The following is a 15,305-nucleotide window of genomic DNA, read 5'->3' as shown; positions in this document are numbered from 1 at the left end:
CGATGCGAATCTCAGGTTCCAGGACTGGTAACCCGGGACGCTTGCGGTTGGTTTTCTGACTCAGAATTCAGCCCCAGGAAGCTGTCTGCCGGTTGTGCCATGAGCTCCCGAATGGTGTCGGTCTCGAACTGGCGGCGGATGTTGATGGCATAGAACTCTTCGTACACCCCTGGCAGGGCACCGTAATCCTCAAGGGTACCGTTGCGTAGCTCATCCCTGACAACCACCGGGGGGAGGATGGCAAGGTGTCCGGTATCCCGGGTCAGCAGGCGCATCAGTGCCATATCATCCACTTCTGCGGCGATCCGTGGCTGGAACCGGTGGTAATCGCACAGCTGCTCGAAGGCCTGGCGGATGCTGTTTTCTGCACCGGGAACCAGCAGGGCGCGGTCAGACAACATGGCCGGGAAGCCGTCCCGTGATTCCAGGCCCGGCGGACCGATAATGCTGACCGATTGCCGGGCAATGAGTCGTGAACGCCAGGGGTTCTGATCATCTCCCTGTATCGCCTGGTTGGCCAGGATCAGATCCAGGCGGTGAGCTGACAGTCGTCTGAGAAGTTCATCAAGGTGGCCGCTCTGCAGGCTGAGTTCCAGGTCCTCCCGGCCCAGGAGTGGCTGCAGAAAGGCTTCCTGGAAGTTTCTGGACAGGGTGGCAACCGCACCGATACGCAACACCTCCCGGTTGGGGCGTGCGCCAGAGGCAAACATGGCGGCCAGTTCCTCGCCCTGGCGGAAGATGTCCTCGGCGTAGGAAAAGGCCAGTCGACCCGCTTCCGACAGCTTCAGGCGCCGGCCCTCCCGGATAAAGAGCTCATACCCCAGGCTGTCTTCGAGTTTTCGAATCTGGCCGGAAAGGGCGGATTGGGAGATGTGGAGCGCGTTGGCCGTCCGCGTGAGATGGCCGGTACGGGCAACCTGCCAGAAGTAATACAGGTGGTGGTAATTGAGCTTCATTGGATTCTGTTCCTAAAAAAAGAACGATAAGATCAGTATAAACTATTTTTTATATTGAACGAAAAGAGGCAAAGTGCCCCTCATCAGGAGGTAGCGCTTATGAGTCCTTTCGGAGAAATCGTTTCATTGACCGTGCTGGCAGTCTGGCTGCTGCTGGCTATATCCCTTTTCCTGCTTGCAGGCTTGGCAGGGTGGGTGCGGAACCCATTGAAAATAGATCACTGTTGGCGGCTGTCCGGACACCTGTTGTTGGCGTCGCTAATGGTAACGTTACTGGTGGCAGCTACGGTTATTGCCCAGGCTCTCGCCGGCAACGCCATGGTCACTGACGCAGGGCGACAGTTAGGGCTATATCCTGGCGGCATCAGTGTCTGGATGGCGCTGATGGTTACCTTCGTGGGCTGGGTGATTCTCAGGTTCGCGGATACTTACCTGAGGGGTGATCCCGGGCGGGAGCGGTTCCTGCCCTGGTTCCTTGTGATCATCGGTTCTGTGCTGGTTCTGGTCTTCACCAACCACCTGCTGGTTCTTGCCGGAGCCTGGATTGGCGTGAGCCTGGCGCTGCACCACCTGCTGACGCTTTATCGGGACAGGCCCGAAGCGCGCATGGCGGCGATCCAGAAGTTTATTGTCAGCCGCCTCGGGGACACCCTGATTGTCGCGGGCGTGATGTTGCTTTACCTGCACTATGGCACCTTCTATATCCCCGAGATGTTTTCCCTGAGTGGCAATCACTCCGCTGACAGCATGAGCCTTGCCCTCGCATCCGTGGCACTGGCCCTGGCGGCTGCATTGAAATGCGCCCAGATTCCATTCCACGGCTGGCTGATTCGGGTGATGGAAGCGCCAACGCCAGTGTCGGCCCTGCTCCATGCCGGCGTGATCAACCTTGGCGGCTTTCTCTGGTTACGACTGTTTCCCCTGTTTGATGGATTCACCGCCGGTCATATGATCCTTCTGGTCGTGGGGGGCGTTACCGCGGTGGTCGCTGTGATGACCATGATGACCCAGTACTCGGTGAAGCACGCGCTGGCCTGGTCAACCTGCGCCCAGATGGGCTTCATGCTGTTCGAGATCGGTATGGGCGCCTACACACTGGCCTTCCTTCACCTGTTGGCCCACTCGTTGTACAAGGCTCATTCGTTCCTTGCCTCGGGCCGAACTGTGGTGGTCACGGCTAAACGGCCTTTCCCGGACGCGTCTAACACAACCCGCGTACTGTGGGGGGTGGGGGCCGGTACCATGGCAGCGATGCTGCTGGCGATCGAACCCCGCATCGTTGAGCACAACATTCTGCTGGGGGCATTGCTGGTCTTTGCCGTTGCGGCCGCGACACTGGGAATACCTGCAGCCACCACTCACATGGCGCGGCTGCGGCTGGCCGGGATGGCGCTGATGCTGGTGCCAATCTATGTGCTTTGCCACCTTTTGATCGGGCCCGCGGTGCCGGATCACAGCGGGTTTGCCTTGACCGCAATAGCAGAAGTCGCCGGTGGGCTGATTCTGGCGGCCCTGGTCACTGGCTCGCTTCTGGTGACACTGGCACCGAAGCACCCGTTAACCCGCAGTCTGAGAGTGCACTTCAGTCATGGCTGCTACCTGGAACAGCCCTTTGATCGCCTGACGCGCAAACTTGCCTCGGAAGCCCTTCGGGCGCCAGCCATGTTTTACAGGCATCCCCACCGTCCGTTTACCCGGGAGGAAAGGTCATGAGTAATATGAATGCGATGCTGAAGTCTCCCCTGGTTCAGCAGGATAACTGGCAGGGCGTCCTGCGTAGGGCCAGTGAACTGGTTGCTCCGGTGTGGCCACTGGATGAATGGATAGCGGTTAATCCCTTCTGGGGAATGAGGCAGATGCCAATCCATCGTGCTGACGAACTGTTGGCAAAACGGGGAGGCTTTTCCATGCTGATGCCGGCAGAATTCTACCGGGAAGCCAGGGCCGGTGGCCGGATCTGTGACACTGATTTGCAGGCCAGTATCGATGAGTTGGGTGCCGGTGGCGACATCGGGTTTTACGAACAGTGGTTGTCACGTCGATCGAGCCTGGAAGACACTGCGAAGGTCTCCACCCTGGACGTGTTCGAGCCGCAGCGAAGTGGCGTAAGACCGGTGGCTGAGGCGGTGAGGGGTCAGGTCGCCGGGGTTTGCGCCCGGTTTTTCGACGCTCGCCAGTCACAATGGATGACGTCTGCTGATGGCGGTGATCTGTTCAGCTACTGGTTGCGGTCATCCAGGGAAGATCGGGCCCTGGACGGTCGCACGGGCATCCGGGGTGCAAGGAAACGGTTGCTTGATGTTCCGCAAAACCTCTCGGAGGCCCTCCCCATTGTCGTATCAGCCCTCGGCCTGACTGAGAGGGAACTTGAGTCTGTCGCCCACAGCTTGCTGCTGCGGATCAACGGCTGGGCGTCCTGGTGTCGGGGTGTGGATTGGCGAGAGGGCCTGGAAAACCGTGCATCCGACCGTTGCGGCGAATTGCTGGCTGTTCTGCTGGTTTGGGAACTGGTGGGCCTGGGGTGCAGCACGCCGGAGCAACGGGCGTTGTGGCACAAGGCCCGCAGCAGGGCACGGCAGCCCTTAGATGATAGTCACCCTGATGGCTTGTGGGTCTGGCACCGTGCCTATGAGGCCGGCTACCAGCGTCGTCTTTGGAGGGTGCTGACCGCTTCACCGGTCCCTGGGAGCGAGGGCGCCGCAAGTGAGACGGACGTACAGGCAGTCTTCTGTATCGACGTGCGCTCGGAGGTTCTGCGTCGTCACCTTGAAGAGGTCTATCCGTCTGTCCGGACCCTCGGGTTTGCCGGGTTTTTTGGCTTGCCGCTGACTTACCGGGCATTGGGACCGTTGCAGCCGTCACGTCACCTTCCGGGCCTGCTTCCTGCCTATATGGAACTTGTTGATACCCTTGGCAGCCTGGGTGATGACGCTGCAGAAAGTCGCCGGCTGGACCAGGGGGAGGTAACCCGGTCGTCGGTAAGGAAGGCCAAATATGGGAGCCTATCCACCTTCACCCTGGTGGAAACCACCGGCCTGGCCTGGGCCTGGAAGCTGGTGCGGGACAGCCTGAAACAGGGCCATTCCGCAACAGACGAGGCAGCAACGGTACGAATGACAGCAGGGCAACTGGTCCACCGGCATAACGGCAAAGTGCTATCCGATCAGGAAAAAGCCGCGCTGGTGGCTGGCATGCTTCGGGGTATGTCATTAACCAGGGACTTTGCACCACTGGTGGCTTTTGTGGGCCATGGCAGCCATACCGACAACAACCCCAATGCAGCAGGCCTTAATTGTGGGGCTTGCGGGGGCCGCAGCGGTGCGGTCAGTGCCCGCCTGGCCGCTGAACTGTTCAACGACCCGGGTGTCCGGCGAGCGCTGGAAGAAGAACAGATCGTTATTCCCGAGCAGACATGGGCTGTCGCCGCTGAGCATTGCACGGTGACCGATGAGGTGACCGTACTCGATGCCCACCATGTGCCGGATACTCACGCCGATCGTTTACGTCAGCTCCAGGCAGGCTTTGAGCGCGCTGCCTGCGGGGCCCGTGCGGAACGCGCCACTGTCCTGAAACTGAATGGCATGGCGGACCAGCCGCTGAAAGAAGCCCTGGAAACCAGGACCAGGGACTGGTCTGAAGTTCGACCTGAATGGGGCCTTGCCAACAACGCCGCTATCCTGTTTGCACCCCGGGCCAGAACCCGTGGCAGGGATCTTGGGGGGCGGGTTTTCCTCCACGACTATGACCCGGAACAGGACCAGGACGGAGTGATTCTCGAGGCCCTGCTGGCGGCACCGATGGTGGTGGCCAACTGGATCAACCTGCAGTACATGGCCTCGGTCACTGTGCCGGAGGTGTATGGCTCCGGTAACAAACTGTTGCATTCGGTGGTGGGAGGGAATCTGGGCGTCGTTGAGGGAACGGGCGCTGATCTCAGGATCGGCCTGCCTCTGCAGTCAGTCCATGATGGCACCTGTTGGCGGCATGAGCCGCTCAGGCTCACTGTGTTGGTGGATGCTCCCCGGGCAAGGATAACAACCGCCCTGCAGCGCCAGTCGGACGCAGCAGCGTTGGTCAACAACCACTGGGTACTGCTGTATCGTCTCTGCGACGGGGGTGTCGAGCGTTATGAGTCCGGTCAATGGAAGGTGGTGGAATCTACGTGACGGGGGTACCCACCCCGTCACCCGACGCGATTTCACAGAAACTGACAAAGTGGTGGCCGCCTCGGTGTGTTATGTAAAGACATAGGTCCATTTTTTCAGTAACTTGTCATGGGTATAACGAAGAGGCGCCAGGCTGGACGAGCGCCCGTAAGCCATAATCCGGAAGCGGACCCATGACAATAACCAGTAACCTCTCACGACAGGTGGCATTATTCCTTCTTGTCACTGGCTGCCTGTCCGTGTCCGTGCTGACCTTACTGCTGATGCTATTGCCGAACTATCCGGTTTCCCTGGTCTGGAAACTTTCCCCCGGTGGAGCCATCGGTGTTGCGCTGGCCAGTTCGACGCTCAGCGCAGTGTTACTGGGGGATCGTCTGGGGCGGCTGATCCTGCCGATATTACTGAGCCTGTACGGTCTGGGCAGCGCGCTCTATCAGCTGGTATCCCCGGCCTGGGGGCAGACGTTACCTGCTGAACCCTTCCTGATGCCGGTGGCGCCCAGCCTGATCCTGGTACTGATGGCGTTTTGTTGCTGGTACGGCAACAGGCGTCGGCCAGGCCGTTTTCTCTGGCGAGTGGGGGGATTGCTGGGTATCGCTTTCGGACTTGCGGCGGTTGTGGGTTCAACAGACCTCGGTGCAGGCGGCGCGCTGGAAAAGGTAGGGGAGCAGGCCACCCCGCTGGGCGCCATTTCGGCCATCGCCCTGGGCTCGGCCTTCCTGCTGGTGGGTACGGGTAGCGGGGGCATGGACAAGCTTAGGCTCTCCCAAACCGTGATGATGCTAGGCCTGGGCGCGCTTATCGTGACCATGTCCCTTGCCTACCAGGCCACCCACGACCAGGAAACCACCCGTCGTGCGCTTGCCGATCAGTGGCTCAATGACTATTCCCGCGCCCTGCAAGGTGCGCTCACTAACCGGGCCCAGATGCTGGAGCGATTGGTAGACAGCTGGGCAAGGCTCGATATTCGCCTCGGTAACGAGGACCTGGTCAGGGATGCCCGAATCCTGTTCTCCGATCACCCGGATTTCCGCGCGTTACTGAAGATCAATAAACGGGCGAGGGAAAACTGGCGTTTTTCGGATGACCCGGACCTGACCCTGTGGCTGGAAAATCAATTGCTGACTGACGCCGGGCTGCGCTGGGTCAGGCTATTCCCTGAACGCAGTGAGATTCGCTCGTGGCTGGTCCCCGACACGGACTCCCCGGAGCGGCTGCTGGTGATTACCCGCCCGGCAGACAGCACCCAGTACTACCTCGTAGCGTTGCTGGACCTGGGCGTACTGGTAGATCGCGAGTTGTTGCCGGACCATGATGAACTGGGTTTGCGCCTTATCGGGCCGCAAGGGGAGATGGACGTGTTCAATCAGTCAACCTCCGGGGGCAGGGCCATCATGGCAACCCGCTCGTTTGATCTCGGCAATAACTCCGCCACACTCACCCTGGCGGCGACCGGACAGCCAGGCAGGATGGGAATACTGCCTGCCGCGATCCTGCTCTTTGGCTCGGTCCTGGCTTATATAGCCATGGCTTCCCGGGCCTGGATGGAGGACAAGGCCAGCGAGGCAAAGGAAGGGGCGCTGGAAATCCAACGGCTACGATCACTGATGGACCGGAACCCGGCCCCGGTTTTCGTGATCGATCGGGAGGGGCGTTTCACACGTCTCAACCCGGCGACCGCAGAAATACTGGGGATGAGCAGGAACCGGCTGACGGGCATGGATTTCCGTGAGCTGATCAACGAAACCACTGTGCCCGCAGAAGACCTGGCAAACCTGGAGAACGCCTTTAGCCAGGCCCTGAACGGGCTGGCACCGTCCGGTATTACGATGACCTTCCAGAACTTTGGTAAAGATCCCAGACGTTTCAGCCTGCTGTTTATCCCTGTCATGGTCATGGGCAACCTTGAAGGGGTGTTCGGACTGGCAAGGGAGCAGCCGGCCTGAGCGTGGCTCAGGCAGATCGGGAGTGACCGGTACTCTAAAACTTAGTAAGCTTACGGGTTTCTTCCAGTCACCCTGCCATGACCAAGAGGACCTGCCATGACCACCATCCGGCTCTGGGACTTGCCCCTGCGACTGTTTCACTGGCTCCTGGTCATTGCCACATGCCACGATCAAGGTTGGTGGCGACTGGATGGCCTGGCACGAGCAGTTCGGGCTTGCGGTCGTTGGGTTGCTTATTTGCTCATTCCGTAAAGCAATAGCAGCTTAATGTTACGGCAAGGAGAAAACCTCAGTAAAGAAGAGGTTATGTCAGGAGACCTGTTCTAGCACTGTTCCGGCAGGGTCTGAAGCAACGCGGTGAATGCCTTTGGTGGAACTGGCCGGCCGAAGTGGTAGCCCTGAGCCTCATCACAGTCCAATTGGGCGAGATGCTGTGCCTGTCGTTCAGTTTCCACGCCTTCCGCGATGACGTTCAGGTCGAGGCTGTGTGCAAGCCGGATGATGGCGGTAACCACGGACGCACTGTTCCTGTCTGTATCCATCTCGCGGACAAAGGACTGGTCAATCTTGAGTTTGTCCACCGCAAACCGGTTAAGGTAGGCCATGCTCGAGTAACCAGTACCGAAGTCATCGATAGCGACCCGGATGTGATGGTGTTTCAGCAGCGCTATGGTCTGGGCAACCCTTGCCTCGTCACCCGCAAGCACGGATTCAGTCAGTTCCAGTTCCAGGTGACGTCCATCGAACCCGGTTTCGTCGAGAATGCGGGCTACCGTTGAGGGAAGGTCATGATGCTGGAACTGGATGGCCGACAGGTTTACGGCAAGGGTGATTGGTGGCAGCCCCGCTTCGTGCCAGGCCCGGCCCTGGCGGCAGACCTGGCGCAGCACCCACTCACCGATTTCCACGATCAGGCCGCTTTCCTCAGCGATGGGAACGAAACGTGCCGGGGACACCTGTCCGAGAACGGGGTGGTGCCAGCGTAGCAGCGCCTCGGCGCCGATCAGCTCACGATCAATGAGGCTGACCTGGGGCTGGTAGTGCAAGGAAAACTCGTCCCGGGACAGTGCCCCGCGTAGTTCTGCCAATAGTTGCTGGCGCTCGGACGCTTTTTCCTGCATGGCTCTGTCAAATCGCCGCCAGGTGTTTCGACCGTCGGTCTTGGCGGCATACATGGCAGTGTCCGCATTACGATAGAGGGTGGTGAAATCCTGGCCATCCTCGGGGTATAGCGATACACCGACCGATACGGTGGTCACCAGTTGATGCCCGTTTACCGTTACCGGGGCCAGGACCGCCTGCTGTATGCGGGCCAATTCCGTGGCTACCGAGGCTTCGCCTGACTCCACTTCCAGCAGGGCAATGAATTCATCGCCGGAGGATCGTGCAAACAATCGTTTCGGATCCGCGAGTGCTTGCAGTCGCTGACCAAGTTCCCGCAGTAAGGCATCGCCCATGTAGTGACCGAGGGAGTCGTTAATGTCCTTGAAGTTGTCCAAGTCAATATACACCAGCATTCCTTCCAGTCCGTTCCGGGCTGCCTGCTTGAGCCGCTGCTGGGCAAGTTCCTCGAATCGGGCACGGTTGGGTAGCTTGGTGAGGGCATCGTACCGGGCGAGGAATTCGATGCGGCGCAGGTCCGCCCGTTGCTGACTGATATCCCGCACGAAGGCGCAGAAGCCGTTATTGACCACCCCGTCAAAGAGCTGGATGCTCAGCTCCACGTCCCGAACCTCGCCATCCTTGCTCCGCCAGCGGGATTCGAATCGACCTGACCGGTCGTGGGAGACCCGTTCGAGGCGGAAGCCGATGGCGTCGTTCCGTTCGCTGACATCAATGTCCCGGAGGTTCATGGCAAGGAGTTCTGGCTCGGTATAACCTGTCAGGACCACTGCAGCCTGGTTCACCTGGACAAAGTTGCCTTGTTCATCCGCCAGCAGCAGGGCGTCCATGGAGGCCTGCAGCATCAGTTCGTAGTTGGTCTGCAGGCGTCGGTGTTCGGTCACTTCGGTAGCGATGGCACCGGTACCGCTTATCTGGCCGGCCTCGTCAAACAGCGGGAAGTGCACGGCCTCAAACAGCCTTTGCTGGCCTTCTACGGTTACTGCCTCTGTGGAAGCCACGGCCTTGCCGGCACGGATAGCGGTCTGGTTGTTACGCTCGATGGCGTCGGCAATCTGCGCGTCGATTATTTCGTGCGGTGGCTTTCCCGTCATCTCACTCGCTGGCCTGCCTGCCAGGGTCTCAAAAGCCGGGTTTGCAAGGCTGATTCGACCGTCCCGGTCAGTGATTATCAGGATGGCGGGAGAGTTGGTGACGAAAGAGTTGTTGAGCTGCTCGCTTTGCCGGAGCCTGGCAGTCCGCTCCTCTACCAGCTCTTCGAGGTGTTCCTGGTGGCATTTGAGGTCGCGGAACATGAGCTGATAGGGCGTAGTCAACCCGGTAACAAGAATTCCGCGATATATCAGGTAGGTCGAGATAAACAGGAAATAGTGCCCGATTTCGTTGGCCAATCCGTAGACGCTGACATAGCGGGTAAAGGCTAATGTGGCCAGGATGTTGAATACCAGTGACGCCTGGATAAGCCAGTGAACCCCGGGCTCAAAAAGGCCTCGCCGGGCAAACAGCAATAGCATGGCGAGCCCGAACGTGAACGCGATGACGTATTCGGCGTTAATCTTGAACGGAGTCAGGCCGGCTGGCTCAAGGTAGGCATCGGGAAAGAGCCCGGTAACAATAAGCCCGGTAAAAAATGCTGTAGCGGCTGCATAGCCGGCCAATAGCCAGCCAGGTCGAACAGCTCGGGCCGCCAGCAAGGCGGCCAGCAGGAACGCGAAGGCCTCCAGCGACCGGAACGCCACCCACAGCTGGGTAGGCAGGTTACCATCATCCGGGCCGAACAGTCCGATGCCCCGGTAGGCCAGGGTATGGAAGACCTCAATGCCTGCAATAAAGATAGCCGCTTTGCCGACGATCCGGAGGAAGTGGTTATCCGACCATTGACGGGTGTGCCAGGCCAGGGCAAACAGCCCACACAGAACGATGATCCGGAGCAGCTCGACGAGGGTGTGAAACAGCAGGAAGTGTTCCCTGGCAACCAGGTGCAGCACCATGACAATTGCCAGCACACCGGCAAGCTGGGGTGCTGCAAGCAGGGAGTTGGCTTTATCCGCAGACGGTTTCGGTCCGGCCATGGGCTCTTTGAGTTGTTGAAAAAAGTTTCCCGAGTGTACAACAGCCGTAGAGACAGGCGATATCAATTTGATCAGGGTTTGACCTGGCTCAGTTACCCGGGGTAACCCGTGATCCTTCGTATATTTCGGTAAAGGGGAGCAAGGCGCCGGTACATGGGGCGATAGACGTCCTGGTAAAGCTCATTGTAGAGCGCGCTGGCTTCCCGTTCCGGCTGAAAAACCTCGGGTGCTGCCGCCATCCCTTCGGCCGCTGCAGCCACGGAGGGATAAAGCCCCAGCCCGGCGGCTGCAACCATGGCCGCCCCCAGGCCGGACGCCTCCGGTGTGCCGGGACGGCCCGCCGGCATACCAAAAATATCTGCGGTCAGCTGCATGGCGGCGTTGCTGCGGGAGCCGCCGCCGGCAACGCGTAGTGTTGTAACCGGACGACCACTGCGCTTTTCGATGCGCTCCTTGCCTTCCCGGAGTGCATAGGCCAGCCCTTCCAGCATGGCACGGTAGATATGCGCCCGTGTATGCACATCGCCAAAACCAATCATGGCTCCCTTGGCTTCCGGCCCGGGGTGCCGTACTCCGGGTGACCAGTAGGGCTGCAGCATCAGGCCCATGGAGCCCGCTGGCACCGCATTGACCAGTTCATCGAACAGAACTTCGGGCGCAATCCCCCGCTTCTCTGCCATCCGTTGCTCACGCAGGCCAAACTCCCGCTTGAACCAGCTCACCATCCAGTAGCCACGGTAGATCATCACTTCCGATGAATAATGGCCGGGCAGGGCAGAGGGATAGGGAGGCATGAGCCTGATGGCTTCGATATAGCGCCGATTGGTCACGTTGACGGTGGCTGTGGTGCCATAGCTCAGGCAGGCGACCTCCGGCCCGGTACCACCGCTGCCGAGGACTTCACAGGTCTTGTCTGAAGCGCTGGCAACGAGCGGCAGGCCGGTCGCCACTCCCAGGTGGGCGGCTGCCTCCGGGGTGAGTGATCCCAATGATTCACCCGGGGCGACCAACTCAGGAAGCTGGCTGAGGCGTACTGGCATCAGCTTCCATTTGAAATCGCCCGGGCGGGCCCAGCGGTGGCGCTTATAGTCGAAGGGAAGGTACCCCACCTGACTGCCGGTGGAGTCCCGGTAGTTGCCGGTCAGCCGCCAGGTGAGATACCCGGACAGCAACAGGTATTTCTCGGTAGCGCACCACAGATCCGGCTGGTTGCGGGCCAGCCAGTTTGCCTGGGCGTTGCGGCGGAACTGGTCAATGGTTTCCCCCAGGCCGAGCCCACGGAACAGCCATCCCCAGGGGCCTGGCAAGGGGCCATCAATGTCGGCATGGCGTTGGTCGAGCCATAGTATTGCCGGGCGAAGGGGTTTGCCGGCACCATCCAGAGAAACAACCGTGCCCCGCTGTGTGGTGAGGGTTACTCCCTTGACTTGCCCGGGGCTGGCGTCAGTACTGCGCCATAACAGCTTGCAGGCCTCGCCCATTTGCTGCCAGAAATACTCGGGGTGTTGTTCCGCCCATCCGGGCTGGTCTGAAAATAGGGCTCGATGGGCTGGTGTCCGCGGCCCACCAGGCGGCCTGCAGAGTCGAACAGAAGCGCCCTGACACTCTGGGTTCCCTGATCAATCGCCATGATCAGTGGGCGGTTATTGTCTGCCAGTGTCATGGCGATGCACGCTCTGCAGGCAGGGAGAATGCCTCGCGCCACAGGGCCCGGTAGCGCTCGGTCTCGTCTTGCCAGCGTTCATCCGACCAGTTCAGTTCCGGCTGCAGTCGGTTCCGGAGTTCTTCCAGTAGGTGATCGCCTCCCTCCGGTGTCAGTAGCCCGAGGCGGGTGCGGCGTATCAGTAAGTCATCCAGGTGCTCCACGCTCTCTGACCTTGCCGCCCAATGTAGCTCAGCCCAAAGGTACGGAGTGCCGGCAATCGGTTCCAGGGGGCCCGCCGCCAGAACTTCGGACAACAGCGGGCCGTAATAACCCTGCAGGCGGCGCCAGGTGAGGTGGCCGATCTCCCGCGGCCGGGCCAGGTCCGGATTTGGAGGAAAGGTTTGCTGCTGCTCGTCAGTGAGTTGCAGGTTGTCCAGCCAGGGGCTGGCGGTCAGCAGGACTTCCCGGGCGATGACCCGCCAGGTGGTCAGCTTGCCCCCGGCAACGGAGATCAGGCCGTCCTCAGCCCAGACCACATGCTCCCGGCTCTCGCCGGACGGTGCCTTGTCGCCACCTTCCGTAACCACAGGCCGAACACCTGCCCAGGTGGAAAGAACATCCTGCCGACTGACCTTCGCTCCAGGACAGACCGAATGGATCGCCTGCAGCAGGTACTCCACTTCCTGCTGACTGATCCCTGGCTCCTGGTCAAGGTCATCGGTATGGTCCAGGTCGGTGGTGCCTACCACGGTCTGCCCCAGCCAGGGGAAAATAAAAACCGGGCGGCGATCCTCCGGGTGTTGGAGAGTAAGGGATACTGATACCGGTAGCCGGCGAAAGGGCACGATAAGGTGACTGCCCCTCAAAGGGCGGATGCGTTCGTCCGGATGGGGCGTCTGCCACAGGCGGTCGGCCCAGGCGCCGGTGGCGTTAATCACAGCGTTTGCGGTCAGCGTCCGGTTTGCGCCGGGCACGGTGTGGTGATCCTCAAGGGTGACCTGCCAGGGTTCGTGGGGCGGACGCCCAAGAGCCGTAACACGGGTGTAGTTGCGGGTAACAGCGCCTTGGCGTTGAGCCTCGGCCAGCAGCCGCAGTACCAGCCGGGCATCCTCCGTGACGGCGTCAATAAACCCCGTGGCTGCCTTGAGCCCCTCGGTTGATATGCCAGGCAGCCATTGCAGGAGCTCGGAATGGTCAATACGGTGCCGGTAGCGCCTGCCGGCAAACCGGTCGTACAGCCACAGTACCTTGTCGAACAGCCAGGGGCCCGGGAAGCCCCTGTGATAATAATGGGGCATCACATAGCGCATGGGATCCACCAGCCCGGGCAACTCGTCCAGCATGCGCTGGCGCTCCCTTACCGCATCCCGGGTCAACCTGAAATGACCACTGGCCAGGTACCGCAGGCCACCATGGACCATCTTCGACGACCGGCTCGATGTGCCCCAGGCGTAGTCGCTCTGTTCGACCAGCAGGATGTTCAGTCCTGCCGAGGCCGCCTCCAGCGCAATCCCGGCGCCAGTTATGCCACCACCGATGACGATGAGATCGTAATGGGGGTCCAGATCCTCCATAGTCATCCGCCATTATCCTTGCCGGCCCCGGGGCGGACCCGACGCTCCCGCAACAGGATGCCCGGATTGAGGCAACCCTGGGGGTCGAACGTTGTCATCAGGCCCCGAAGGGCCAGCATGCCGGTTTCGCCCTTTTCCACATGCAGCCAGGGTGCGTGGTCCTTGCCGACCCCATGCTGGTGGGAGATCGTGCCCCGGTTTTCCACAATGACGGCTGATGTGGTGTGCTTTAGCTGCTGCCATCGCGCCAGCGTCTTTTCGTAGCTTTCAGCCACCGGGAAGACGTAGGTGGTATAGATACTGCTGCCCTGGGGATAGACGTGGGACAGATGGCTGAATACATGTACCGGCTGGTTCTCGTCCGCCAGGCCATGACGGAGGCTTTCCTCGATTTTACCCATCAGGTGATCGACGTTGTCCCAGTCCGTGGCGGTTTCCAGGGTGTCCACCGCATAACCCTGCTGCCACAAGCTCTCTCTCAGGTAGGGCATGGCAAAGCGATTCTCAGCCCATTTGCGTCCCATACCCGAACCGAGGTAAACACCCTGGAACGCTTTGCAGCAGCGCCGGGCTTCGTTCAGCGCAAAACGACACTGACGCTTCGAGCCAGTAACGCCAATGGTCATCATGCACTTGCCGGTGCCGGCCCCCCGCAGGCTCAGATAACGCTCCAGCATACGGATTTTCCCGGGGTGCCCGGCCAGGGCTAACTGGGTTTCCGTTTCAGTGGGATTGCTCAATCGCACCATCGACAAGGGCATCCTGCCCTGAACCATGTGCCTGGCGGCTTCCCGTGCCGTGTGCCAGTTCGGGAAAAAGAGTACGTGGAACGATTCCCGTTCAGGCAGCTGGGTAACCCGAACCCTGGCTTCAGTGATGATTCCCAGGCGCCCTTCGGAACCCAGCACCATCTCCCGGACATCCGGGCCTGCCGAGGAAGCGGGCAGGGTGGGTATGGTCAATGTGCCCTGCAGGGTCTCAACGGTGCCCCCGGCAAAGAGTTGCTCGATACGACCATAGCGAAGGGATTGCTGACCGCTCGACCGGCTCGCCACCCAGCCACCCAGGGTAGATAACTCAAAGGATTGCGGAAAATGCCCGAGGGTATAGCCCCTTGCCCGCAACTGGGACTCTACCAGCGGGCCAGGTGTGCCCGCTCCAAAAGTGGCGATCTGGCTTTCAGGGTCCAGGTCCAGCAAGCGGTTCATGCGAGCCAGGCTGAGGGTCAGTACGGGCTTGTTGCCGACTACGGGGTTGATGTGACCTGCCACGCTGGTTCCGCCGCCGTAAGGAATGACCGCAAAGCGTTCTTTGACGGCGAGTTCCAGTAGCTCACGGACCTGCTCCCCGGCTTCGGGTTCGGCAACCCCGTCCGGAAACACCTCAAATTCCCCGCTGCGCATGGCTAGCCAGTCCGGCAGGCTCTGGCCGCGGGCGTGGCGGACCCGGATCTCGGGGTCCTTGTTGATCAGCGGATGGTCAGGGAGGCGAGACCCGGGCACCTGCCGGAGAACGTCTTCCAGGGTGGCGTCCGGGAGTGGTTGGGCGGTGCCGGTTCTTTCTCTGAGGTGGGTGACGCCGCTGGCCGGGAGTTCTGGCCGGATACTGTCATCACCCCAGCCGTTCCATCTGCGCATGAGGATTCCCTTGCTGGTGTTTTCTGGCTGCCTGAAATCCTACTGATCTTGTCAGTAAATCAGCGCTTAATAAAGTGCCGCCGGATCTTCCCATTCCATTCTATAAGCCATCCGGCGACACAGGATGAGGTTTTATCGCGGGAAGACGTGTAATCTGCCCTCCTGTTTATTCCCCACTGACTTTGAC

At 60.3% G+C, this 15,305-nt stretch carries 7 protein-coding genes and 1 pseudogene; 3 read left to right on the top strand and 5 right to left on the bottom strand.

Annotation, left to right across the window (positions count from 1 at the left end; all coding sequences use genetic code 11):
* Positions 1-11 precede the first annotated feature (11 nt).
* Complete coding sequence (locus tag LJ360_RS10610) at positions 12-956, bottom strand: LysR family transcriptional regulator (RefSeq protein WP_091853724.1); 945 nt, start codon at positions 954-956, stop codon at positions 12-14.
* Positions 957-1,055: 99 nt separating this feature from the next.
* On the opposite strand from LJ360_RS10610, the gene LJ360_RS10605 reads away from it, so the two are divergent.
* The 3 genes from LJ360_RS10605 to LJ360_RS10595 all read left to right on the top strand — a co-directional run bounded on the left by LJ360_RS10605 (position 1,056) and on the right by LJ360_RS10595 (position 7,068).
* Complete coding sequence (locus LJ360_RS10605; protein WP_264993951.1) at positions 1,056-2,669, top strand: NADH-quinone oxidoreductase subunit L; 1,614 nt, start codon at positions 1,056-1,058, stop codon at positions 2,667-2,669.
* On the top strand, positions 2,666-5,122 hold the full coding sequence (locus tag LJ360_RS10600) for a YbcC family protein (RefSeq protein WP_264993950.1): 2,457 nt from the start codon (positions 2,666-2,668) through the stop codon (positions 5,120-5,122). Before LJ360_RS10605 ends, LJ360_RS10600 begins: the two co-directional genes overlap by 4 nt.
* 173 nt (positions 5,123-5,295) lie before the next feature.
* On the top strand, positions 5,296-7,068 hold the full coding sequence (locus LJ360_RS10595) for a PAS domain-containing protein (protein WP_264993949.1): 1,773 nt from the start codon (positions 5,296-5,298) through the stop codon (positions 7,066-7,068).
* A gap of 323 nt (positions 7,069-7,391) precedes the next feature.
* Here the strand turns inward: LJ360_RS10595 and LJ360_RS10590 are convergent, their stop codons facing one another.
* The 4 genes and pseudogenes from LJ360_RS10590 to LJ360_RS10575 all read right to left on the bottom strand — a co-directional run bounded on the left by LJ360_RS10590 (position 7,392) and on the right by LJ360_RS10575 (position 15,118).
* Entirely contained in the window at positions 7,392-10,262 is a 2,871-nt protein-coding gene (locus LJ360_RS10590) for an EAL domain-containing protein (RefSeq protein ID WP_264993948.1), read from the bottom strand.
* Between the two features lie 92 nt (positions 10,263-10,354).
* Positions 10,355-11,925: pseudogene (locus LJ360_RS10585) on the bottom strand (FGGY-family carbohydrate kinase).
* Positions 11,922-13,487, bottom strand: coding sequence for a glycerol-3-phosphate dehydrogenase/oxidase (locus tag LJ360_RS10580; RefSeq protein ID WP_264993947.1), 1,566 nt, complete (start codon positions 13,485-13,487; stop codon positions 11,922-11,924). The pseudogene LJ360_RS10585 and the gene LJ360_RS10580 overlap by 4 nt, the downstream one beginning before the upstream one ends.
* On the bottom strand, positions 13,484-15,118 hold the full coding sequence (locus LJ360_RS10575) for an FAD-binding oxidoreductase (protein WP_264993946.1): 1,635 nt from the start codon (positions 15,116-15,118) through the stop codon (positions 13,484-13,486). Before LJ360_RS10575 ends, LJ360_RS10580 begins: the two co-directional genes overlap by 4 nt.
* Between the last annotated feature and the right edge of the window lie 187 nt (positions 15,119-15,305).

The sequence above is a fragment of the Marinobacter sp. AN1 genome, assembly GCF_026013985.1.
In the GTDB taxonomy this organism is placed as follows: domain Bacteria; phylum Pseudomonadota; class Gammaproteobacteria; order Pseudomonadales; family Oleiphilaceae; genus Marinobacter; species Marinobacter segnicrescens.
This window is presented reverse-complemented; position numbering and strand designations above follow the sequence as displayed.